A 20352-nucleotide genomic window follows, 5' to 3' on the forward strand; every position below is an offset into this window, starting at 1 on the left:
ATGCCGATCAGACACGGCGGCATCTGCGCGAACAGCGGCAGCAGATCGGCACGTCCGACACTTCGCCTGAGCAGCACCTTGCCATCCCTCCCGACCCCATGCACACTGAATACATTCTTCGCCAGGTCGACACCGACAGTGGTAACGTTCATTTCGACTCCTCCTCACCGTGATTGAGACTTTCGCAATCCCAATCTGGCACACCGATGCCCCAGGTGCAGGGGGAGTCCATTTCATTCGTTGGGCGCCATGATAAAAGCGAGGCTTCGGCTACCTGTATTGGCTGCGATTTTCACTGTCCTTTCTATTATCTATCTCGCTACCGAATATTTCAGAGCACGGGAAGCAGACAATGATGAAGAGAACAATCGTCTGCGTGAAATCGTCGCATCGAAGTACAACGAGCTTCCGTTTCCTTCGATGGGCACGCTTGTCTACGAGGAAGGCAGCGCAAGCCGTAAGTGCAAAATGGCCGAGATCAGGAAGTTGTTTTCTTCCGATATGGCGCCAGCGGAAATCTGTAGGGCCATTTATTCTTCGCTATCTCCAGAACACTGGGCCTCTCGCGATGGGTGTAGAGTCAAGACCTACCCGTACAACCCGAAAGATATCGCGCCAACAAGGCCCGCTTACGAATACGCTGGGCTCGATGCTTGCATCAAACCGTTTCCCTGCAAGTTTGGAATCGAGGTGACTACCGCACCTAAAGAGGCATGGGGTAGCCTGTTCATGCTGTCACACTATGGTGAAAGGAAGGCTATCCCCCTTGCAAGGAACCGCGGCAAATCGTTTTATACGGTTACCCTCCACTATTATTCTGAGGAAAACACGTATGCACGTCTCTGCCCTGGACGTGCAGAGTGCGAATGTGACTGGAACTCTTTGCAATGGTGGAGATTTCAGGATGGTTCAGGCTTTTATCGTTCGGACTAAATTTATGCATTTAGCCAACTCAATATGCGTGAACGATCAACGGGAATTAGCGTTCGATACCAGCGATTGCGAAAATACCACGAGTCCAGCCGAAGCGATGTCGCCCAACACTACGCTGCAGCCGACCGGTCAAAATGGCCTGCCCCCGGCTGCACACTTATGCACTCGAGCCTCGTCGGTAGTAAGCTTGCCGCGAAGCCGCCAAATCTCTTCCTGCTGCCCACGTCATGAGAACCATTCCAGACGAATCAGAAAGCTTGCTAGGGCCTGCGTCGCAGGGGGAACCGGTGGTCGCTCAGCTCGCGGGGCTGTCGCCGGCATATTTCGGCATGGTCATGGCGACGGGCATTGTCTCGCTCGCGGCACACCTGCTGGAGATGCGATCCGTAGCCAGGGCGTTGTTCCTGCTCAATTGCGTCGTTTATATCGTGCTGTGGTTTCTTACCATATTGCGCGTCGTGCGCTACCCGCGGCGACTCTTCGATGACCTGATCGATCACCTTCGCGGGCCCGGCTTTTTCACGTCCGTGGCAGCCACATGCATCCTCGGCAGCCAGTTCGTGCTGCTGGAGGGGGAATACCGCATCGCCATGGTGCTCTGGGGAGGAGCGGCCGTGCTGTGGATCGGACTCACCTACGCGATCTTCACCGGCTTCACGGTCAAGAAGGACAAGCCGCCGCTGCATCAGGGGATCAGTGGCGCCTGGTTGCTCGCCGTGGTGGCGACGCAATCGATCGCGGTGCTCGGCGCATTGCTGGCGGCGCATATCGAGCAGCCAGGTCGACTGGAGATGAACTTCCTGGTGCTTTCGATGTGGCTATGGGGCGGCATGCTCTATATCTGGATGATGTCGCTGATCTTCTACCGCTACACATTCTTTCCGTTCTCTCCCAGTGATCTGTCGCCGCCGTACTGGATCAACATGGGCGCGATGGCGATCTCGACGCTGGCGGGGTCGCTGCTCATCCTGAACGGGCATGACGCGCCTTTCCTGCTGTCGCTGCTGCCTTTCATCAAGGGGTTCACCGTCTTCTACTGGGCGACCGGCACATGGTGGATACCGATGCTGTTGCTCCTGGGCGTGTGGCGCCACGGCTATCGGCGTTTCCCCCTGCGGTACGATCCGCTTTACTGGGGCGCGGTGTTCCCCCTGGGCATGTACGCGACCTGCACGCACCGGATGATCGAGGCGATGGGTTTCGAATTCCTTGGCTTCCTGCCGGAGCTGTTCGTGTACATCGCGCTGGCTGCGTGGATAACGGTATTCGCGGGGTTTGCCCGCTATCTCCTGCGACACGTCAATGCATTTCGTTTCTAGATATTCTCCAGCGCAAAGGAGCTGACGAAGGGATTAGCAAAAGCGTTGGGCCCCATGAGCCACCTTTCATTTTTGACCGAGCGTTGCATGCCGTACCACCAGTGCCGATTCTTGTATTCTTCTCTGCGGCCTGTGGAGCATTCGAATGTTTGAGCTAAAAACTATTGCACTGTTCTTCGTTACGGCAGTCGCCGAAATTGTTGGCTGCTACCTTCCATACCTTTGGCTCAAAGAAGGCAAGAGCGCGTGGCTTCTCGTTCCCGCTTCTCTGAGTCTGGCGCTTTTTGCATGGCTGCTTTCGCTCCATCCTGCAGCAGCGGGGCGTGTTTACGCTGCCTACGGCGGCGTTTACGTTTTCGTCGCGATCATGTGGCTATGGCTCGTCGATGGAATCAAACCCACCGCTTGGGATATTGCCGGTTCTCTCGTTGCGGTGGTTGGCATGGCAATCATTATGTTTGCTCCAAGGCATGGATAGCCTCCACAGTCTTCGCGTCTGTGGCCCAACCCGGCAGTCGAGCGGAACGCAAAGGAGATCATGCGATGCGAAAACTGATCATGTGGAATCTCGTCACCCTCGATGGTTACTTCGAGGGTGCGAAGAGCTGGGACTTGCCTTGGCACGAGCGGGTCTGGGGCGAAGAACTCGAACGATTCTCGCTTGAGCAGTTGGAGTCAGCCGATGCGCTTTTGTTCGGACGCGTAACCTATGAGGGCATGGCCGCATATTGGCAGACGGAACAGGGAAATATTGCGGATTACATGAACAGTCTTCCGAAGGTGGTCTGTTCGCGCACCCTGCAGACTGCGGCGTGGAACAACACGACATTGGTAAAGGACAAGGTCGCAGAGGAAGTGGCCAGGCTGAAGCAACAGGGAAATGGAAACATATTCGTCTTCGGGAGTGCCGATCTTTCGAGGACTCTTATGAACGAGGGGCTTTTTGACGAATATCGTATTGGTATTGCCCCGGTGATTCATGGCAGCGGCAGACTCTTGTTTGCTGACGGATTAAAACAACAAGGGCTTCAGTTGCTCGAATCACGCCCGCTTTCGGTCGGCTGCGTGATCCTTCGCTATCAAAGAATGGAGTGACAACCTCGTCCCGAGACGGTTCGTCTGACAACGCCATCGGCACGGGCGGCTGCTCCGGCGCGCGCATCGGAACGGCTGCAATCCAGGAGGTACCCGTGGCAGACGAAAGACGCAAGGATCTGTGGGATAAAGTGGCCTCAGTGACGCCGCTGGTACTTGGAATCGCTGTTACGGGGGTCGGTGCCCTTTTCACTCAGGTGTACAATTTTCGCCAACTGCAATTGAATCAAATTGCGGCCCTCGACAAGCTCCGTCCGTTACTGACTTCTGATAAGCCGGAGGAACGGGAATTTGGCTACGCGTCCTTTGCTGCCTTGGGCTATGAAGACATTGCAGTGAGAATCGTGCAGCTCAAGAAGGATGAATCAGGGCGATCCGTGCTGGTTGAACTGCAGAGAGTCGGTTCGCCGCAAGTGCAGGCAAATGCGGCCGATGCTTTGCGGTCACTCGATGAAGCTCAGAAACTCGTAAATATTGCTGAATTCGGTACGCCAGAACCCAGTGAGGCTCAGCTCAAGACGGAACGCCCTGAACAGAGAGTTCCTTATGCGAGGTGGGCACAGCAAACCGCTAGGGATCTCGGCGTGTCATCGAAATTGGGGGTTGCGATCCTCTACGATACAGCCATTCAGATTGGCCAGGGCCGTGCCCGGAAGCTACAGGCAGCAGCCTCTGAGAGGGTGCCGCCTCCGCTAAGCTCGAGAGAGAAGGAGGCGGCGTGGCTGGATGCGTTCCTCGACCTGCGCGATAAGGCAATGCAGCAGGGGGCTCTGGCCAAGTTTTACCCGTCGATCAAGCCACGAATTGATCGGCTCCGGGGGCTAGTGGAGAAGGGAGACTGGGACCTCGATACGGTCGCGACGGCCAACGGATCGGTGGAGGCGGGCGCGCCGCATGAGACGCGCCCCTCACCTTAGCTGGATGGAGAGAAGCCGCGAGCCCCTTGTGGGGGACGAGATAGGGCGCAGACCACGTTTTTTTGACGGTGAACGTAGTCGGGAACGAGAAGTCGAGCCAGACAAGACGGATGTGAAACCGCAAAATCGTGGTCTGTCCCCTATTTTTGGACGGCCGGTCGTCACCCTGCGGCGAATGCGCCGAGGCGCCGGATTGCGTCCTCGATGCGCGGCGACCACGGGTGGCCGCAGTTGAGGCGCAGGCAGTTCTTGAAGTGCCCGCCGGGCGAGAACAGTTCTCCCGGCACGATGGCGATGCCGGCCTGTGCGGCTTGTTCGAACAGCGCCATGCCGTCGCCGTCGGCCGGCAGTTCGACCCACAGCACGAATCCGCCCTGCGGCTGCGAGATGCGCGTGCCTGCGGGGAAGTAGCGCAGCACCGCTTCGGACATCTGCATGACCTGCTTGTGAAAGGCTCGCCGCAAGAAGCGCAGATGGCGGTCGGAGGCGCTCGATTCGAGGTAGCGCGCGGCAACCGCCTGCGTCACCGGGTTCGTCGCGCCGGAGGTGAGCGTCTTCTGCAGCAGTACGTCGGCGTGGTAGCGCCCGGCTGCGACGTAGCCGAGGCGCAGCGACGGGATCAGCGTTTTCGACAGCGATGAGCACAGCATGACGTTGCCGGTCGCGTCGAAGGACTTGAGCGGCCAGGGGCGTTGCAGGCCGAAATACAGCTCGCCGAAGATGTCGTCCTCGATCACCGGGATGCCCCGTTCGGCGGTCAGCGTGGCGAGGCGGCGCTTTTCGTCGTCGGGCATCAGGCTGCACAGGGGGTTGTTGAAGGTGGTGACGAGCAGGCACGCAGCGATGCGCCGTTCGCGGCTCGCGATTTCCAGCGCGTCGACGGACAGGCCGAGCCGCGGGTGGGTCGGGATCTCCAGCGCCTTCAGGCCGAGCTGTTCCAGCAGCTGCAGCATGAGGTAGTAGGACGGCGATTCGACCGCGACCGTGTCGCCGGGCTTCGTGACCGCGCGCAGGCACAGCAGCAGGGCTTCGGTGCAGGAATTGGTGACGACGATCTCGTCGGCGGCGAGCGCCTGTCCCCAGGTCAGCGAATGCCGCACGAGCTGGCGCACGAGCTCGGGGTGGTTGAGCATCGAGTGGCTCGCCGCTTCGAGGAGGTGCCCGGCGTGCCGCCCGATCTGCCCGTACAGGCGCTGCAGCGCCGCGATCGGCAGCAGTTCGGGGGCGGGCAGGGCGGCACCGAGGGGCACCATGTCGGGGCGGCTGTTGAGCGTCACGACGCGCATCAGCCGGCTGCTGATGTCGACCGCCACCGGGCGGGTGCGGCGCGGACGCGCTTGCGGTTCGAGCTGGTTGGTGTGACAGGCGGCGGGCGGCCGCACGAAGAAGCCCGACTGCGGCCGGGCCTCGATCTGGCCACGTTCTTCGAGCTGGCGCAGTGCCTGAACGACGGTGGAGATCGACAGCTTCTTCTCGCGCGCCATCGTGCGTACGGAGGGCAGGCGGTCGCCCGGGCGCAGGATGCGCTCGGCGATCATGCCGCCCAGTTCGTCGGCGAGCTGTTCGTAGCGCAGCGTGCGCTGGTCCATTTGCGTTCCGTCCCGGCAAGGCGTTGTCGCGCATTGTCCTGCCGGCCGTCCACGACCGAAAGGCACAGTTGCGTCCATTTCCGACCAGTACACTTTGGAAAAGTGCAAAGTGTATCGATGTCAATTTCGTTTCCGTGTGTCTGTACTGGACTGTTCGCGATTCCTAGACTGGCATTGCGCGATCAATGACGATTTCAGGAGAGCGAACATGCGGGTGTTATCGAGCAGCGGAACGATCAAGCTGGACGAATGGAGTCCGCTCGCCTTGCGCGATGCGAGCGGATTGCGCGTGGAGTGCACCCGGGGGCGGATCTGGGTGACGGTGGAAGGGCAGGCGGGCGACTTCTTCCTCGATGCGGGCGAGGGGATGCGTGTAACGAGCGGCGGTCTGGTGCTCATCGAAGGGGTGCCGCGCGGCAGCGTGCGCCTCGTCGCCGACGCGCCGTGGCCGGTGCGCTGGGCGAGCCGCGTGCTCGGCCGCCTGCATCGGCCGCGTGCGCTGCGTTCCGCCGGCCCCGCGGGCGCGGCGATCTGATCGGCGGGTCGAGCAAGCGGGGGAGCGCGGAGCGGTAAGCGGGGAGAGGCCCGCATGCGGTACAGTGCGTGGCATCCCCAACCTGGCATGGCGCGCATGGACCGCTACACCGAAATCCGCAGCTTCGTCCTCGTCGCCGAGAAGGGCAGCTTTGCTGCTGCGGCGCTGGTCGAGGGCGTCACGCCGGTGGTCATGGGGCGTCGCCTCGATGGCTTGGAAAAGCGCCTCGGCGTGCGCCTGATGCACCGCTCGACGCGCGGCCTCACGCTGACCGACCTCGGCGAGCAGTTCCTCGAGCAGTGCCGCCACCTGCTCCACGAGTTCGACGAGGCCGAAACCAGCGTCAGCGCCGGGCGCGACACGGTGCGCGGGCACCTTGTCGTTTCCGCCCCCGCGGCCTTCGGACGCCGCCACGTGGCCGCGCACGCGCCGGCCTTCAAGGCGCGCTACCCGGAACTCAAGCTGTCGTTCAATCTAACCGACAGCGTCGTCGATCTGGTGCGCGAGGGCTACGACATGGGCATCCGCATCGGCGAGGTCACCGATCCCAACTACGTCGCCGTCCGGCTGTTCCCGAACCGGCGCGCCGTCTGCGGCACGCCGGGATACTTTGCGCGCCACGGCGAGCCGCGCGTGCTGGAGGATCTGGCACGCCACAATTGCCTCGCGTTCAACCTGCAGGGCGGGCAACAGCGCGGCTGGAGCTTCGTGCGCGACGGCAAGCTGGTCGCGGTGCGCGTCGATGGCGACCTCGACTGCAATGACGGCGAGCTGCTCTACAGCTGGGTCAAGCAGGGCCTCGGAATCGGCTGGCGCTCGACCTGGGAGATCCAGGCCGAGCTCAAGCGCGGCGAGCTGGTGACCGTGCTCGACGAGTTTGCCGCGCCCACCTACGACATCCAGGCCGTGTATCCGCAGCAGCGCTACCTGCCGGCCAAGGTGCGGCACTTCATCGAGTACCTGAAGGGGATCTACAACACGCCGGGCTACTGGGAGCGCGGCTAGCCGGCAGGCATTTACGTGACGCGGGTTGCGTGCTGCACGCTCAGCCTCGCCCCTTGAAGGGGGGAAAGGTGTCCGGGCCTGTCGACTGGCCCGGTCAATAGTCGGCACGCCGCGTCTATTGCTGCGCGCGGAAGCGGTAGCCCTGGTAGTCGAGCACCACGGCGTCCTTCTCGGCGCTGGTGAGCGTCACGCCTGGCACGACCTCCTCGCCTTCCTGCACCAGCCGGTCGTTGATCACGACCATGCGCTTGCCCGAATCGGGCGCTGCGGCGAAGCCGGAGATGCTGAGGCGCGGCAGGCTGCTGCGCACCGCGGGCGGTAGCTCGTGCATGTTCAGGATGCGTCCGTCCGGTCCCTTGCGGTTTGTGGTCGGCGCTGGGGGCGTGCCCTCGGTTGATTTCCCCGGGCTCGATTCGCTGCGGCGGATCGGGGCGGCCTCCGCGGTCGGTGCCGGGCGCTCGGATTCGGGCGGTTCGCGGCGTGCCTTCGCGACGGGCGCAACGGTTTTGGCCGGTTCGGGTGCCGCGGCAGGCGTACGCACGGGGGCGAGGGGTTGGAGTGCCGGTGGTGCTGCAGGCGCGGCCGCGGCAGGCGCGGGCTCGGACGGAGCCGTCCGGGGCGCGACTGATGAGGGGGCTGCAAGCGGAGCCGGGGTGGCAGCCTGGCCCGCTTCTGCCAGCACGTCCTGCTTCGCCTGCGCCGGCCGTTGTGCGGTTTGCTCCCCCGCCGCGGGCTGGCGTGGCGCTTCGGCGGCGGTTGCGACGGCCGTTGGGGTGGGGGCAGGCGTTGCCGGCTGGGGTGCCTGCCACGGCCGCCACCAGCCCAGGATCGCCGCCGCGAGTGCGACCGCGAAACCTGCTGCAAGGTACGGCGGGCGGGACGTTGCGGCTTGCCCCGTGACGTTCGGTGTGGTCTCGGGAACGGTGTTCAGGTCCGGCACCTTGCCGCGGTGGCGCGCGTGCTCGGATTTCTGCAGGGCTTCGAGGATGTAGGACATGCTATTGGGCCTGCTTCGTCAGGACGGGCGTGCCGGGGTCGGACAGGGCAGCGAGGCGCACGACGGTCATCGGGCCGACCACGCCGTCTTCGGGCAGTCCGGTGCTGCGCTGGAAGGCGCGCATGCGCTCTTCGATCCGGGCGGAGTAGGTGCCGGCAGGTGCGTCCGGTTCCGCGAGCCCCTCCCAGCGTGCGAGCTGGCGCACGACCCACGCGACGTCACTGCCGCGCATGCCGGCGCCGACCGTGCGGTGCCATCCGGACGGCATCCGCCACAACAGGGTGTAGTTGCCGTGCCATTGCCGCCGCAGGGCGTCGAGCGATACGTCGTGTGTGTCGCCGGCGAACGCGATGCGGGCGCGCTCGCCGTCGAGCGCAAGCAGCGTCGCAAGGAAATTCGGGCCGTCGGGCTGGCGCAGTTCGACGATGGCCGGCGCGTTCATTGCCCGCAGCTCGTCGAGGCTGCCTTCGCGCCGCAGGCAGTCGAAATCGCGGCGAGCGGCGAGGCGGCAGGCATCCTCGACGCCCATCAGCCGCGCGTCCAGCCCCCATTGAGCGAACAGGCTGCGCACGGCCATCACCTCGTGCAGCCAGTGTTCGTCGGGCTTCGGCCAGGCGATCGGTTTCTCCGGCGTTGCCGCGGCCGCTTCGGCGGCGACGGGCTGAGCACCTGCCGCCGTGATGCCCGCGTCCGCCGCCTTGCCTTCGGGGGCGGCGGGCGGCGCAGGTTCGGATGCCGTGGGGGCGGTTGCGACGGGTGCCGTCGTTTCCGCTGCGGGAACGGCAAGGCCGTAGTGCCAGGTCGCCGCCGCTCCGCCTGCGAGCGCGACGCCGAGCGCGGCGGCCAGCACGATCCGCCGTGCCGGGAATGCCTGCGGCATGGGGCCCAGCACCTCGCCCGCCGCCTTGTCCAGCGTGCTGCGCCCGACGCTCGTCTTGCCTTCCACGTAGGCACCCAGCAGCGCCCGGTCGCAGATCACGTTGATGAGGCGCGGCGTGCCGCCGCTCAGACGGTACAGGCGATCGATGATCGCGTCCGCAAACAGCCGCTGCTGCCCGCCGGCGACCGCGAGGCGGTGATTCACGTACGCGCCCACTTCCTGCCGCGACAGGGGCTCCAGGTGGTAGCGCGCGACGATGCGCTGTGCGAGCTGCCGCAGTTCGGGCTGCGCGAGGCGCTCGCGCAGCTCCGGCTGGCCCAGCAGGATGATTTGCAGCAGCTTGCGCTCGTGCGTCTCCAGGTTGGTGAGCAGGCGCAGCTGTTCGAGCACTTCGGTCGACAGGTTCTGCGCCTCGTCGACGATCAGCACCGTCTTGCGCCCGCGCGCATTCGCGTCGAGGAGGTGCCGGTTGATGCTATCGACCAGCACCTTGATCGAGCGTTCGCCCGCCGCGACCGGCACGTGCAGCTCGTCGCACAGCGTCGCGAGCAGTTCCACCGTGTCGAGCTTGGGATTGAGGATGAAGGCGATGTCGCAGTCGTCCGGCACCTGTTCGAGCAGGCAGCGGCAGATGGTCGTCTTGCCCGTGCCGACCTCGCCCGTAAGCAGAACGAAGCCGCCATCGACGCGCAGCCCGTACAGCAGGTGCGCGAGCGCCTCGCGGTGACGTTCACTCATGAAGAGATAGCGCGGATCGGGCGCGATCGAGAAGGGCGCCGCGGAAAACCCGAAATACTCGTTGTACATGCGTGCGTCTCGTCTCCGCCGGAGCGGCCAGGCGTCGTTGCAGGGAATCGCCAGCGCGCCCGCAGGGTGGGACGCTACGCTAGTGTCACATCAAAGCGGCGGATTCGCAAAGGCTGGCCGGCCCCCTGAACCGTCACGCACGGCCGACGGGGCGCGCCGGCGGACGAATGGCCGCCTTGGCGGTCAAAGGAACGTGATTCCCTTGCCTGGAAGGAGACGACAATGGGCAAGACTTGGTTGATGCCGGGGGTGGCGCTGATCGCTGCCCTCGCCGGATGCGCCGGCATGGGCGCGGAACGGGACATGCAGGGGGCGGCGGGCAGCGAGATCCTGCGCGTGCCGCTGACCGCGACACGGTACAACGCGGGACGTATCGGCAGCGCGACGCTTGTTTCGCATGGCGGCGAGACGACCGTCACGCTGCAGTTGAGCAGCGTGCCGAGCTATGCCTCGCGCCCGATCCATCTCTACACGTATATCCACGGAGGCCGCTGCGATGCCATGAGCGAGCGCCCCGCCTACTCGCTGACCGACCACGTGCTCGCGAGTCCGCTCGGACGGCAAGGCGCCATCGCGGCCTTTCGCGGACCGGTCACGCTCAGCAACGTCGCGCCGGTATCGCTGCAGAAACTGCGCGAAACCCCTCACGCGATCAATGTCCTCACAGGCCCGGCGGACGGTGACCGAAGCATCTTTTGCGGGAACATCGTGGGCTGAGGGGCGTCGCATGTCGAACCGACGTCGGCGCGCAGGCCGCACCGGGCGCTCATGTTCCGCCCCGGGTGTGGCAACGTGAGGAGGACGAACATGAACGAAGAACCCGCAAGCGGCATCGACTCCGCGGCCGACCGCGCATTCGTGCATGCGCGCCTGATCGACGCGCCGCGCGAGCGCGTCTTCAGGGCCTTCAGCGACCCCGCGCACCTCGCGCGCTGGTGGGGACCGAAGGGCTTCAGCAACACGTTTCAGGCGTTCGATTTCCGGCCCGGCGGCAGGTGGCAGTTCATCATGCACGGGCCGGATGGCAGGAACTACCCGAACGAGAGCGTGTTCGTCGAAGTCGTCGCGCCGGAGCGGATCGTGGTCGAGCATGTCGTCGGCCATCATTTCGAGCTGACGATCACGCTGACGGCACAGGGCGAACAGACGCTCGTCGGCTGGCGCCAGGTATTCGACACGGCGGCGGAGCGGCAGCGCATCGCCGATTTCGTGACCGAGGCGAACGAACAGAACCTCGACCGCCTGGCTGCCGAAGTGTGGAATGTCGCCTGAGCCGGGCGTGCCGCGATGCGGCAGATGTGTATCGGGCATGCAGAATGCGGGCGGCTTGATGCAGAATTGCTGCACGCTGCGGCGGATGGTCCGGTTCGTCGGGCGCGACAGTCGTTCAACTCACAGCGAGTCTTATGGCAATTACCCGCATTCACCTTGCCGCGGCGACAGCCGTGGCCTTTTCCGTCATCGTGCTCGGCGGCACCGTGATCCGAATCGCCCTGCCGGGCGATGCCTTGATGCTGCGCTTCAGCTTCTCGCAGCCGCTGACGTGGATCATGGGGCTGACCGGCATCCTGGTCGCGTGGGGGCTGCTGAAGCACTATCGCTGGGCCTGGTGGCTCGGCATGGGGGCGGCCGCCTACGAGCTCTACCGGGTAGGCAGCCTGATCGTTGATCACGTCAGCTTTTCGCGCCCGCCGGCCTTCTGGCCGCTGCTCGTCGCGGTGCTGATGCTGACTTTCCTCGTGCTGGCCTTCCCGTCCCACGTGCGGACGTCCTGCAGCCGGTGAGTTCAGCCGAGGATCGGTGACCCGGAGTGTAAGCTTCCATTTCGCATTGCTGCGCGGGCGGCAGCGTGCCGGCATCATCAACGCATCCGCTCGCGCGGGATCTGACCAGGAGGAACCACGATGAAACTGATCGGCATGCTCGATTCACCCTATGTCCGCCGCGTGGCGGTGTCGCTGCAGCTGCTCGGGCTGCGCTTCGAACACCAGTCGCTGTCGGTGTTCCGCACCTTCGACCAGTTCCGCGAGATCAACCCCGTCGTCAAGGCGCCGACCTTCATCTGCGACGACGGCGAGGTGCTGATGGATTCGACGCTGATCCTGCAGTACGCAGAGGCGCTCGCCCGGCCACGCAGCCTGATGCCCGGTCCGCTGCCGGAAATGCAGCATGCGCTGCGCGTGATCGGGCTCGCGCTGGCGGCCTGCGAGAAGAGCGTGCAGATCATCTACGAACGCGGCCAGCGTCCGCCCGAGAAGCAGTACGAACCGTGGGTCGAGCGCGTGACGGGGCAGCTGCTTGCCGCCTTCGGCGCTCTGGAGCAGGAGGTGAAGCGGCGACCGCTTGCGGTGACGAGCGAGACGATCGACCAGGCGGGGGTGACGACGGCGATCGCGTGGCACTTCGCGCAGCAGCTTGTCCCGGATGCCGTCCCTGCAGCCGATTTTCCGACGCTCGCGGCGTACTCGTCCCGGGCCGAAGCGCTGCCCGAGTTTCTTGCCGCGCCGCACGGGGCGGGCACCTACCGGGCGCACGCCTAGCGAACAACTGGATGAGTTTCGATCATGGGAGCGCGGCGATGATCTACAAGGGGAGCTGCCATTGCGGCCGGATCGCCTTCGAGGTCGAAGGCGAACTCACGCAGGTCATGGACTGTAATTGCTCGATCTGTGTCCGCAAGGGGGCGCTGCTGTGGTTCGTCCCCCGCGACAAGCTGCGTCTGCTGACGCCGGAAGAGAACCTCGGTACCTACACGTTCAACACGCACACGATCAAGCACCGCTTCTGCCCGATCTGCGGTATCCATACCTTCGGCGAAGGCACGGATCCGCAGGGCAACCGCATGGCGGCGATCAACGTGCGCTGCCTCGAAGGTGTGAAGCTGGCGTCGCTGCCGGTGAAGCACTACGACGGGCGCTCGCGCTAGGCGGCCTTGCCCGCCCGGACGGGGTGTCGCATCCGCTCAGCGGATCGTGCCGTTGAGCAGCAAGTAGCCTGGCAGCCAGCCGGTGAAGATGCCCTGGACGATGGCAGTCCACGCGGTGACGCGGGCGAGCGGCTTCTGCAGCGCGAGCAGCAGGAAGAACAGCAGCCACAGCATGCTCCAGGCGGCCCATGAGGCGCCCAGCCACAGATCCCAGACGGTATGTGCGCCGGCGAGCGTGTCGATCGCGACCGGGACGGCGGTGATTGCGACAAAGAGGCTGAACCAGCCGAGGCCGCGTCCGTCGGCGCCGTTGTGGCGGTTGACTGCGACCCACAGGTAGGTGAAGGAGAAGAGCAGCGAAAATGCGGCGGCCTTGATCGAGGCGGCGTCGGCGCCTTCGCCGAAGGCGAGCTTGAGCGAGACGAGCAGCGTGATGCCGCCGGCGAAGATGTTGATCGTCGGGATCTCGCGGTCGCCGATGCGGCCGAGCATCCACAGGCCGTTGAGGATCAGGACAGCGCCGACGTAGAAGAGGGTAAGGCCGAGCAGCATGATCGATTGGGGGAGGCAGTTGGGGGTGGTTCGGGGCGGGTCCGGCGTTGGGCCGGACCCGGTTTTCAGTGCGACAGATCGATCACGACGGGTTCGGGGAGAATCACCTCGTCGCAGTTGTGGCCGGGACCGTCGCGGTCGATGACGAGGAAGTCAGCGACCGCGTTAAGTGCGAGTAGGGGATGGTGCCACACCCCGCGCGCGTAGTTCACGCCTTGGTCGCCGCGTGCGAGGAATACGCGCAGACCTTCGACGCCGGGCGCCTCGCCGGCAGGGGCGACGACGACGAGGTAGGGCGCGCCCGACAGCGGCATGAAGGCCTGGCTGGCAAGCGGATGTCGTTCCATCATCCGCAGCGTGAAGGGTAGCCGCCGCGGCTGGCCGCGAAAGACCGATACGATGCTGCGGCCGTCCGGACCCGGGTCGATGTGCGCGAGATCGTGGAAGCGCATCGTGTTGCCGCCGTTGATCGCGAAGCGCCGCACGTCGTCGCGTGCCGCGATGACGTCGCCGAAGGGCGCGAAGGCCTCGGGCGTGAGCGCTTCGGCGACGATGTGGCGTGGTTCAGGCACCTCCGCCCGCAAGGGCAGGGCGTTCATCGTGCCACTCATTTTTTTACTTTCCCCCACAGACGCAGGCGGGAGACGCCGCCGTCCGGGATGATGTTGAGGCGTACGTGGGTGACGGGCCCGAGCTTGGCGATCTGTTCGGCGAAGCTGTGGATGGCGTCCATGGAGAGCTTCTGTTCGGGCAGCAGCACGGGCCAGAACATGCTCTGGGTGATCACGGACTGGTCGGTGCCGCCCTCGACGAAGGCGGCCTGGATGGAGCAGCGGTCAGGGTAGTTGCCCTTGAAGTGGGCGGTGTCGACTTCGATCTTCTCGATCGTGCCGGCCGCACCCAACTGCAGGATGCACCAGTCGGAGCCGGGCTCGCGGCGGCGGCGGGTTTCCCAGCCGTCGCCCATGTTGATGCCGCGTCCGGGCAGGATCAGGTTGGCGGCGGTGCCGAAGTGCGCGTCGTTCCACGCCACGGGGCGGCCGCCGTTTTCCAGCGCGACCAGATCGACGAGTTGATCGCCGACGTTCTCAAACACGCCCACCGGCTGGCCATACACGCGCAGACGCGCGATGCCGCCGTCGGGGTAGATGTTCACGCGCAGGTGCGTGTACGCCGCGTCGGAGTTCGCCTGCAGCAGGTGGTGACTGTTACCCGCGAGCGAGGTCGAGGGCAGGATCTCGACCCACTTCGCGTCCTTCAGCGCCGCGACGTCGTCCCAGTCCGAGACGGTCGCCTCGATCGAGACGGCGGGCGCGTAGTTGCCGGTGAAGTGGCTGGTGTCGACGTCGAAGCCGCGGATGGTGCCCTTGCGGCCGAGTTTCACGAAGCACCAGTCGTGGCCGGTGGTGCGCTTGCGACGGGTTTCCCAGCCGTCCATCCACTTGCCGTTGTCGTCGTACTTGCCGGGGATGAACTGGGCCGGTTCGGGGTTGAGCATGCGCGAGACTTCGGCGAAGAAGTCGTCGGAGGCATGCAGCGCCTTCGCGCCGATGCGCGGATTGGCGAGATCCACCGAGCGGGTGGCCCAGTCGGGCAGGTTGGCGGGTTCGGCGATGCGGATGCTGCCGGCGTTGTGACTCATGCGATGGTTCTCCGTGGGGTTGGGGGCGGGCGGGATCGAGTGCCACCGTGCTTCAAGTGGGCGAATTAGCGGACTCGAACGTAGGGCGGGCGGAGCCGTAGGCGTAACCCGCCAATCGGACGGTCGGCACGAGTTCGGCCGGTGATTGGCGGGATGCGCTTCGCTCCTCCCGCCCTACGCCTGTTGTTCATCCGGCGTATCCGCCGCGCGCGTTCAGGATGCGGACTCGGTAGCGAGGCGTGGCGTGATCTCAAGTTCGCCTTCGGACACGCTCTGGCCTTTCATCGCCAGGTGGTAGAACAGGGCGCCGAGCGCGCAGCCGATGAACCAGTTGAAGTCGGCCATGACCTTGGTGCCCGACAGCGTGATCACGACGCCGGCGAGCACAGCGGGAACCAGCGCCCATATCGCGCGCTTGTTCACCCCGTTGTCGTACCAGTAGGCGCCGCCCGGCTTGTCGCTGTAGAGGTCATCGACGACGATCTTCTTGTTGCGCACGAGGTAGAAATCCACCAGCAGGATGCCGAACAGCGGGCCGATGAAGGCGGCGAGCATGTCGAGTGTGTAGTGGATCACGTCGGGCGAGTTGAACAGGTTCCACGGCGTGATGAAGATCGAACCGACCGCAGCGATGAAGCCGCCGGTGCGGAAGCTGATGTGCTTCGGTGCGACGTTGGAGAAGTCGAAGGCCGGCGACACGAAGTTGGCGACGATGTTGATGCCGATCGTGGCCGTGACGAAGGTGAAGGCGCCGAGCACCGCGGCCAGGGTGTTGTCGATCTTGCTGACGGTCTCGATCGGGTCGGTGATCATGTGGCCGAACACCGGGATCGTGCCCGAGGTGATGACGACGGTGACGATCGAGAAGGCGAGGAAGTTCACCGGCAGGCCCCAGAAGTTGCCGCGCTTCACTTCGTCGAAGGTCTTGCCGTAGCGCGAGAAGTCGCCGAAGTTCAGCATCGGGCCCGAGAAGTAGGACACGACCAGCGCGATCGCGGTGATCATCGGGCCGACGACGCCCCAGCCTTCGTACTTCACCTCACCGAGGTTGAGGCTGATGTTGTCGATGCCGGCCTTCCAGACGATCCAGCCCGCGAGCAGGAACATCACGATGTAGACCGCGGGACCGGCCCAGTCGATGAAGCGCTTGATCGCTTCCATGCCGTGCCAGAACACGATCGCCTGCAGCACCCACATGATCGAGAAGCCGAGCCAGCCCAGATACGAGAGGCCGGCAAAGCTGCTATGCGCCAGGCTCTCAAGGCCGGGGAAGAAGCGCAACAGCACGATCGTCAGCGCCGACGAGGCGAGGAAGGTCTGGATGCCGTACCACGCCACCGCGATCAGGCCGCGGATGATGGCTGGCACGTTTGCGCCCCACACGCCGAAGGCGAGGCGGCAGGCAACCGGGTAGGGCACGCCGGCCTGCTGGCTGGGGCGTGCGACCAGGTTGCAGAACACGTTGACCAGGCAGATGCCGACGATCAGCGATACCAGGACCTGCCAGCTGCTGAGGCCGAGTGCGAACAAACTTCCAGCGAAAACGTATCCACCGACACTGTGAACGTCGGACATCCAGAACGCGAAGATGTTGTACCAGTTCCAGTTCTTGTCTTTCAGAGGACCGAGGTCCTCGTTGTACAGGCGGTCGCTGTAACCCGCCGGCAGGTGCTCTGACATGCTTGTCTCCTCATGGCCGCGGCGAATGCCGCGACGGCTACCTTTGTGGATTGTGCGGTCCTACAGTCGTCGAGGCAGGAACGTATAATTTCTCTTATGAGCTCATTAACTGTATCCGTGTTGATATAAAAGTGTATCCAATAGATGAAGTCAAGAAGTTTTTATGGCTTTGCTAAGTGATCCGCGTCGATATTGGTGTCCGGAGTATGTAACAGCAGAGCGAATTAATGTGTGCGTTGATTTGTTTGAGTGGATACAAAAAAATATTGAATTGTGTCCAAAGCGGTTCTAGACTTGGTTTAACGACGGGCCGGACGTGTCCTGCCCGTGCATGGAGACAATGATGGGAAAACGAGCATCTGCCGAACTGGGGACCACGCGCGCCGACGAAGCACTCGGCGGCAACGGCCGTGACGAGGCGATCTACCGCAACCTGTTCGTCGCGATCGTCGAGAACCACCTCGCGCCCGGCACCAAGCTGCCCGAGGACACGCTCGCCGAAACCTATGGCGTCAGCCGCACCAGCATCCGCAAGGTGCTGCAGCGTCTCGCGCATGAGCGTCTGGTGGACGTGCGCCTGAACCGTGGCGCCGCGGTGGCGCAGCCCTCGGTGAGCGAGGCGCGCGACATCTTCTCCGCGCGTCGCGTCATCGAGTGCGGCGCGATACCGCTCGTCGTCGCGAAGGCGACGCCGCCCGCGCTCGAAGCGCTGCGCGATCTGGTGCGCCGCGAACATGCCGCGCAGGACGGTGGTGACTGGCGCGAATCGATCTACCTGTCCGGCGCCTTCCACGTCGAACTGATGCGGCTTGCGGGCAACGAGACGCTGACCGACTTCCTGACCCAGCTCGTGTCGCGCTCATCGCTCGTGATCGCCACCTATGGCTCACCGCAGACCGCGAGCTGCCGCCATTCCGAGCACGACGACGTGATCGAGATCATCGCCCGCGGCGATGTCGAAGGTGCAACGCGCTGGATGGATCGCCACCTGCGCGACGTCGAGCGCACCGTCGTCCTGGTCGAGGAAGAACCCGCCCCGGCGGACCTGAAGAAGATTCTCGAGGAGGTCGCCCAGCGCCGCCCCAAGCTGCGCTGAGGACGTTCTCCCTTATTACAAAGAAGGAGACAGCAATGCTGATACGCGTCATCAACCCCAACACCACCCGCAGCATGACCGAGAAGATCGGCGTCTCGGCGCAGCGCGTTGCCGCCCCCGGCACGCGCATCGTCGCGACCAATCCGGACAGCGGTCCGGTATCGATCGAGAGCCATTTCGACGAGGCGATCAGTGCGGTCGGCGTCGCCGACGAAGTGCGCAAGGGCGAGCTGGAGGCGACGGACGCGTACGTGATCGCCTGTTTCGGCGACCCCGGCCTGCTGGCGGCACGCGAGCTCACCCGCGCACCGGTGCTCGGCATCGCGGAAGCCGCCTTCCATCTGGCGACGATGATCAGCACGCGCTTCTCCATCGTCACGACGCTCTCGCGCACCGGCATCATCGCCGAGCACCTGTTGCAGTCCTACGGCTTTGCCCACCACTGCCGCCGCGTGCGCGCGGCCGAGATTCCGGTGCTGGATCTGGAGGACGACGGCGCGTGCGCAGTGAACCGCATCGTCGAGGAATGCCTCCGCGCGAAGGCCGAGGACAACATCGGCGCGATCGTGCTGGGCTGCGGCGGCATGGCGGACCTCGCCGACGAGATCCGCGAAGCGGTCGGCCTGCCCATCGTCGAAGGCGTCACTGCTGCGGTGAAGCTCGCCGAGACGCTTGCGAGCCTCAAGCTCGGCACCAGCAAGCACGGCGATCTTGCCTTCCCGCCGCCGAAGCGCTTCACCGGGAGATTCGAGCACCTGAGTTCCTGAAGCACCGCGACGACAGCGCCGAGACGTCCGCAAAGAGGCGTCCGGCTTGCACCGAAGGAGACGGAAGATGGCTGTTGCACAACAGAAGATCGTTGCGCCCGGACTGGGCGCAGGTGCCGGGACGGCGGCGCCCGACGCGTCGCAGCACAAGGCGGCAGGCGAGGAATCGCTCGCGCCGCAGCAGACGCGCATCATGGACCGCTGGTCCTACCTCCTGGCCTGGCTCGGCGGCTGCGTGTCGATCGGCACCTTCGCGATGGGCTCGAGCCTCGTCGGCCAGCTCAACATGCTGCAGGCGGCGACCGCGATCGCGATCGGCTGCTTCGTCATCGGCATCGCACTCGCGATCAACGGCGCGGCCGGCCACAAATACGGCATTCCCTTCATGGTGCAGGCGCGCAGCGCCTTCGGCTTCGCCGGCACGCGCTTTCCCGGCTTTGTGCGTGCAATCCCGGCGGTCGTGTGGTTCGGCTTCCAGAGCTGGATCGGCGCCGGCGCGCTGAATGCGGTGTCGGCGACGATGTTCGGCTACGACAACCTCGTCATGTGGTTCATCGCCTTCCAGCTCATCCAGGTCGCGCTGTCGATCTACGGTTTCCACGGCATCAAGTGGCTGGAGAACATCGGCAGCGGCTTCATCCTGTTCTCGCTCGTGTACATGTTCTACGCGGTGATCACCAAGTTCGGCGGGCAGGTCGATGCGAAGATCACCGGAATCGAAGGCACCTGGGGCCTGCCGTTCTGGGGCGCGACGATGCTCTTCCTGGGCATCTACAGCACCATGATGCTCAACGTCAGCGACTACTCGCGCGAGTTGCACAAGGACGTGAAGTCCGGCGCGCTGACCGCAATCTACTCGATGAGCATCCTGCCGGCGACGCTCTTCATGGGCCTGATCGGCCTGATGGTGTCCGGTGCGACCGGCACCGCCGATCCGATCAAGGTGTTTTCGAGCGCCGTCGACAACAAGCCGCTGCTCGTCGTGACGCTGCTCTTCATCGCCTTCGCGCAGGTCACGACCAACGTGCTCAACAACGTCGTGCCGCCCGCCTACGTGCTGATGGACGTGTTCAAGCTGTCGTTCCGCAAGTCGGCGGTGCTGGTGGGCCTGCTCGCGTTCGCGACCTTCCCGTGGGTGCTGGTCAAGGACGAGTCGGCCGAAGGGCTGCAGATCTTCGTGCAGACCTACTCGGCCTTCCTCGGCCCGATCTTCGCGATCCTGGTCGTCGATTACTACATCCTGCGCCGCCGCACGCTCAACCTGCAGCACTTCTACGACGCCGACGGCCCGTACCGCGGCGTGAACTGGGCCGGCATCGTTGCGACCGCCGTGGGTGCGATGGTGGCGCTGAGCTTCCCTTCGGTGTCCTGGTACGCGAGCCTGCCTCCGGCCGGGTTTACGTACTGGCTGCTGATGAACCACTGGGACGCCTGCCAGCGCTTCCGCCACAACTGATCCGCAGTACCGCGCGGTGGCTGCTTCCACCGCGCCGCAGTGCCCGATGCATGGCCGCGATCCGGCCGGCAGGGGATTTGCTGTGCCGTCGTCTGCGCCCCTACCCGGGTGCCGGGGGCTGCGCGGCACCGAATCGCAAGCTTACTAAGCCCGACA

22 protein-coding genes and 1 pseudogene are annotated in these 20352 nt (G+C 64.5%); 15 read left to right on the top strand and 8 right to left on the bottom strand.

Going from position 1 to position 20352, the window contains the following annotated elements:
* Nucleotides 1-152 (bottom strand): annotated as a pseudogene (locus tag F464_RS31220) (IS110 family transposase); the annotation flags it as partial.
* Between the two features lie 127 nt (nucleotides 153-279).
* Between F464_RS31220 and F464_RS31225 the strand changes: the two are divergent.
* The 5 genes from F464_RS31225 to F464_RS30130 all read left to right on the top strand — a co-directional run bounded on the left by F464_RS31225 (nucleotide 280) and on the right by F464_RS30130 (nucleotide 4264).
* Entirely contained in the window at nucleotides 280-933 is a 654-nt protein-coding gene (locus tag F464_RS31225) for a hypothetical protein (RefSeq protein ID WP_157354206.1), read from the top strand.
* Nucleotides 934-1220: 287 nt separating this feature from the next.
* On the top strand, nucleotides 1221-2252 hold the full coding sequence (locus F464_RS0125950; protein WP_018992789.1) for a tellurite resistance/C4-dicarboxylate transporter family protein: 1032 nt from the start codon (nucleotides 1221-1223) through the stop codon (nucleotides 2250-2252).
* Between the two features lie 145 nt (nucleotides 2253-2397).
* Nucleotides 2398-2730: a YnfA family protein gene (locus tag F464_RS0125955; protein ID WP_018992790.1), complete on the top strand. Its 333-nt coding sequence runs from the start codon at nucleotides 2398-2400 to the stop codon at nucleotides 2728-2730.
* Nucleotides 2731-2795: 65 nt separating this feature from the next.
* On the top strand, nucleotides 2796-3347 hold the full coding sequence (locus F464_RS0125960) for a dihydrofolate reductase family protein (protein ID WP_018992791.1): 552 nt from the start codon (nucleotides 2796-2798) through the stop codon (nucleotides 3345-3347).
* A gap of 95 nt (nucleotides 3348-3442) precedes the next feature.
* Entirely contained in the window at nucleotides 3443-4264 is an 822-nt protein-coding gene (locus tag F464_RS30130) for a chitosanase (protein WP_018992792.1), read from the top strand.
* A 161-nt stretch (nucleotides 4265-4425) separates the two neighbouring features.
* On the opposite strand, the gene F464_RS0125970 is transcribed toward F464_RS30130, so the two are convergent.
* Nucleotides 4426-5853 (bottom strand): aminotransferase-like domain-containing protein, encoded by a 1428-nt coding sequence (locus tag F464_RS0125970; RefSeq protein ID WP_018992793.1) that lies wholly within the window; start codon nucleotides 5851-5853, stop codon nucleotides 4426-4428.
* 208 nt (nucleotides 5854-6061) lie between these two features.
* Between F464_RS0125970 and F464_RS0125975 the strand changes: the two genes are divergently transcribed.
* Both F464_RS0125975 and F464_RS0125980 read left to right on the top strand, forming a co-directional pair.
* Nucleotides 6062-6388, top strand: coding sequence for a DUF2917 domain-containing protein (locus tag F464_RS0125975; protein WP_018992794.1), 327 nt, complete (start codon nucleotides 6062-6064; stop codon nucleotides 6386-6388).
* 96 nt (nucleotides 6389-6484) lie between these two features.
* Complete coding sequence (locus F464_RS0125980) at nucleotides 6485-7393, top strand: LysR family transcriptional regulator (protein ID WP_026296336.1); 909 nt, start codon at nucleotides 6485-6487, stop codon at nucleotides 7391-7393.
* 115 nt (nucleotides 7394-7508) lie between these two features.
* Here F464_RS0125980 and F464_RS30135 read toward each other — a convergent pair whose 3' ends face one another.
* Both F464_RS30135 and F464_RS31955 read right to left on the bottom strand, forming a co-directional pair.
* Nucleotides 7509-8390 carry a general secretion pathway protein GspB gene (locus F464_RS30135; protein ID WP_018992796.1) on the bottom strand — a complete coding sequence of 294 codons (882 nt, stop codon included), beginning with the start codon at nucleotides 8388-8390 and terminating at the stop codon, nucleotides 7509-7511.
* 1 nt (nucleotide 8391) lies between these two features.
* Entirely contained in the window at nucleotides 8392-10077 is a 1686-nt protein-coding gene (locus tag F464_RS31955) for an ExeA family protein (protein WP_018992797.1), read from the bottom strand.
* A gap of 222 nt (nucleotides 10078-10299) precedes the next feature.
* Between F464_RS31955 and F464_RS0125995 the strand changes: the two genes are divergently transcribed.
* The 5 genes from F464_RS0125995 (at nucleotide 10300) to F464_RS0126015 (ending at nucleotide 13003) form a co-directional block, all read left to right on the top strand.
* The gene (locus F464_RS0125995) at nucleotides 10300-10794 is read left to right on the top strand and encodes a hypothetical protein (RefSeq protein ID WP_018992798.1); all 495 of its coding nucleotides are present in this window, start codon (nucleotides 10300-10302) and stop codon (nucleotides 10792-10794) included.
* Nucleotides 10795-10884: 90 nt separating this feature from the next.
* Nucleotides 10885-11349: an SRPBCC family protein gene (locus tag F464_RS0126000; protein WP_018992799.1), complete on the top strand. Its 465-nt coding sequence runs from the start codon at nucleotides 10885-10887 to the stop codon at nucleotides 11347-11349.
* A 173-nt stretch (nucleotides 11350-11522) separates the two neighbouring features.
* Nucleotides 11523-11861 carry a hypothetical protein gene (locus tag F464_RS0126005; RefSeq protein WP_018992800.1) on the top strand — a complete coding sequence of 113 codons (339 nt, stop codon included), beginning with the start codon at nucleotides 11523-11525 and terminating at the stop codon, nucleotides 11859-11861.
* Between the two features lie 120 nt (nucleotides 11862-11981).
* Nucleotides 11982-12617: a glutathione S-transferase gene (locus F464_RS0126010; RefSeq protein ID WP_018992801.1), complete on the top strand. Its 636-nt coding sequence runs from the start codon at nucleotides 11982-11984 to the stop codon at nucleotides 12615-12617.
* Nucleotides 12618-12628: 11 nt separating this feature from the next.
* Nucleotides 12629-13003 carry a GFA family protein gene (locus F464_RS0126015; protein WP_018992802.1) on the top strand — a complete coding sequence of 125 codons (375 nt, stop codon included), beginning with the start codon at nucleotides 12629-12631 and terminating at the stop codon, nucleotides 13001-13003.
* 36 nt (nucleotides 13004-13039) lie between these two features.
* Here the strand turns inward: F464_RS0126015 and F464_RS0126020 are convergent, their stop codons facing one another.
* From F464_RS0126020 to F464_RS0126035, 4 genes are all read right to left on the bottom strand, one after another.
* Nucleotides 13040-13555 carry an AmiS/UreI family transporter gene (locus F464_RS0126020; protein WP_018992803.1) on the bottom strand — a complete coding sequence of 172 codons (516 nt, stop codon included), beginning with the start codon at nucleotides 13553-13555 and terminating at the stop codon, nucleotides 13040-13042.
* 65 nt (nucleotides 13556-13620) lie between these two features.
* Nucleotides 13621-14166 carry an ureidoglycolate lyase gene (locus F464_RS0126025; RefSeq protein ID WP_018992804.1) on the bottom strand — a complete coding sequence of 182 codons (546 nt, stop codon included), beginning with the start codon at nucleotides 14164-14166 and terminating at the stop codon, nucleotides 13621-13623.
* Nucleotides 14163-15197, bottom strand: coding sequence for an allantoicase (alc, locus tag F464_RS0126030; protein WP_018992805.1), 1035 nt, complete (start codon nucleotides 15195-15197; stop codon nucleotides 14163-14165). The genes F464_RS0126025 and alc overlap by 4 nt, the downstream gene beginning before the upstream one ends.
* Nucleotides 15198-15410: 213 nt before the next feature.
* Complete coding sequence (locus F464_RS0126035) at nucleotides 15411-16877, bottom strand: NCS1 family nucleobase:cation symporter-1 (protein ID WP_018992806.1); 1467 nt, start codon at nucleotides 16875-16877, stop codon at nucleotides 15411-15413.
* A 343-nt stretch (nucleotides 16878-17220) separates the two neighbouring features.
* Between F464_RS0126035 and F464_RS0126040 the strand changes: the two genes are divergently transcribed.
* From F464_RS0126040 to F464_RS0126050, 3 genes are all read left to right on the top strand, one after another.
* Entirely contained in the window at nucleotides 17221-17973 is a 753-nt protein-coding gene (locus tag F464_RS0126040) for a GntR family transcriptional regulator (RefSeq protein ID WP_018992807.1), read from the top strand.
* Between the two features lie 35 nt (nucleotides 17974-18008).
* On the top strand, nucleotides 18009-18740 hold the full coding sequence (locus tag F464_RS0126045) for an aspartate/glutamate racemase family protein (protein ID WP_018992808.1): 732 nt from the start codon (nucleotides 18009-18011) through the stop codon (nucleotides 18738-18740).
* A gap of 67 nt (nucleotides 18741-18807) precedes the next feature.
* The gene (locus tag F464_RS0126050) at nucleotides 18808-20196 is read left to right on the top strand and encodes an NCS1 family transporter (protein WP_018992809.1); all 1389 of its coding nucleotides are present in this window, start codon (nucleotides 18808-18810) and stop codon (nucleotides 20194-20196) included.
* The last annotated feature ends 156 nt before the right edge of the window (nucleotides 20197-20352 follow it).

It is taken from the genome of Aromatoleum toluclasticum ATCC 700605, from assembly GCF_000378245.1.
Classification (GTDB): Bacteria; Pseudomonadota; Gammaproteobacteria; order Burkholderiales; family Rhodocyclaceae; genus Aromatoleum; species Aromatoleum toluclasticum.

Coding starts and splice junctions, on each gene's coding strand:
- F464_RS0125955 (WP_018992790.1), top strand. CDS start 2,398: ATGTTTGAGCTAAAAACTATTGCACTGTTCTTCGTTACGGCAGTCGCC.
- F464_RS0125960 (WP_018992791.1), top strand. CDS start 2,796: ATGCGAAAACTGATCATGTGGAATCTCGTCACCCTCGATGGTTACTTC.
- F464_RS0125970 (WP_018992793.1), bottom strand. CDS start 5,853: ATGGACCAGCGCACGCTGCGCTACGAACAGCTCGCCGACGAACTGGGC.
- F464_RS0125975 (WP_018992794.1), top strand. CDS start 6,062: ATGCGGGTGTTATCGAGCAGCGGAACGATCAAGCTGGACGAATGGAGT.
- F464_RS0125980 (WP_026296336.1), top strand. CDS start 6,485: ATGGACCGCTACACCGAAATCCGCAGCTTCGTCCTCGTCGCCGAGAAG.
- F464_RS30135 (WP_018992796.1), bottom strand. CDS start 8,390: ATGTCCTACATCCTCGAAGCCCTGCAGAAATCCGAGCACGCGCGCCAC.
- F464_RS31955 (WP_018992797.1), bottom strand. CDS start 10,077: ATGTACAACGAGTATTTCGGGTTTTCCGCGGCGCCCTTCTCGATCGCG.
- F464_RS0125995 (WP_018992798.1), top strand. CDS start 10,300: ATGGGCAAGACTTGGTTGATGCCGGGGGTGGCGCTGATCGCTGCCCTC.
- F464_RS0126000 (WP_018992799.1), top strand. CDS start 10,885: ATGAACGAAGAACCCGCAAGCGGCATCGACTCCGCGGCCGACCGCGCA.
- F464_RS0126010 (WP_018992801.1), top strand. CDS start 11,982: ATGAAACTGATCGGCATGCTCGATTCACCCTATGTCCGCCGCGTGGCG.
- F464_RS0126015 (WP_018992802.1), top strand. CDS start 12,629: ATGAGTTTCGATCATGGGAGCGCGGCGATGATCTACAAGGGGAGCTGC.
- F464_RS0126020 (WP_018992803.1), bottom strand. CDS start 13,555: ATGCTGCTCGGCCTTACCCTCTTCTACGTCGGCGCTGTCCTGATCCTC.
- F464_RS0126025 (WP_018992804.1), bottom strand. CDS start 14,166: ATGAGTGGCACGATGAACGCCCTGCCCTTGCGGGCGGAGGTGCCTGAA.
- alc (WP_018992805.1), bottom strand. CDS start 15,197: ATGAGTCACAACGCCGGCAGCATCCGCATCGCCGAACCCGCCAACCTG.
- F464_RS0126035 (WP_018992806.1), bottom strand. CDS start 16,877: ATGTCAGAGCACCTGCCGGCGGGTTACAGCGACCGCCTGTACAACGAG.
- F464_RS0126040 (WP_018992807.1), top strand. CDS start 17,221: ATGGGAAAACGAGCATCTGCCGAACTGGGGACCACGCGCGCCGACGAA.
- F464_RS0126045 (WP_018992808.1), top strand. CDS start 18,009: ATGCTGATACGCGTCATCAACCCCAACACCACCCGCAGCATGACCGAG.
- F464_RS0126050 (WP_018992809.1), top strand. CDS start 18,808: ATGGCTGTTGCACAACAGAAGATCGTTGCGCCCGGACTGGGCGCAGGT.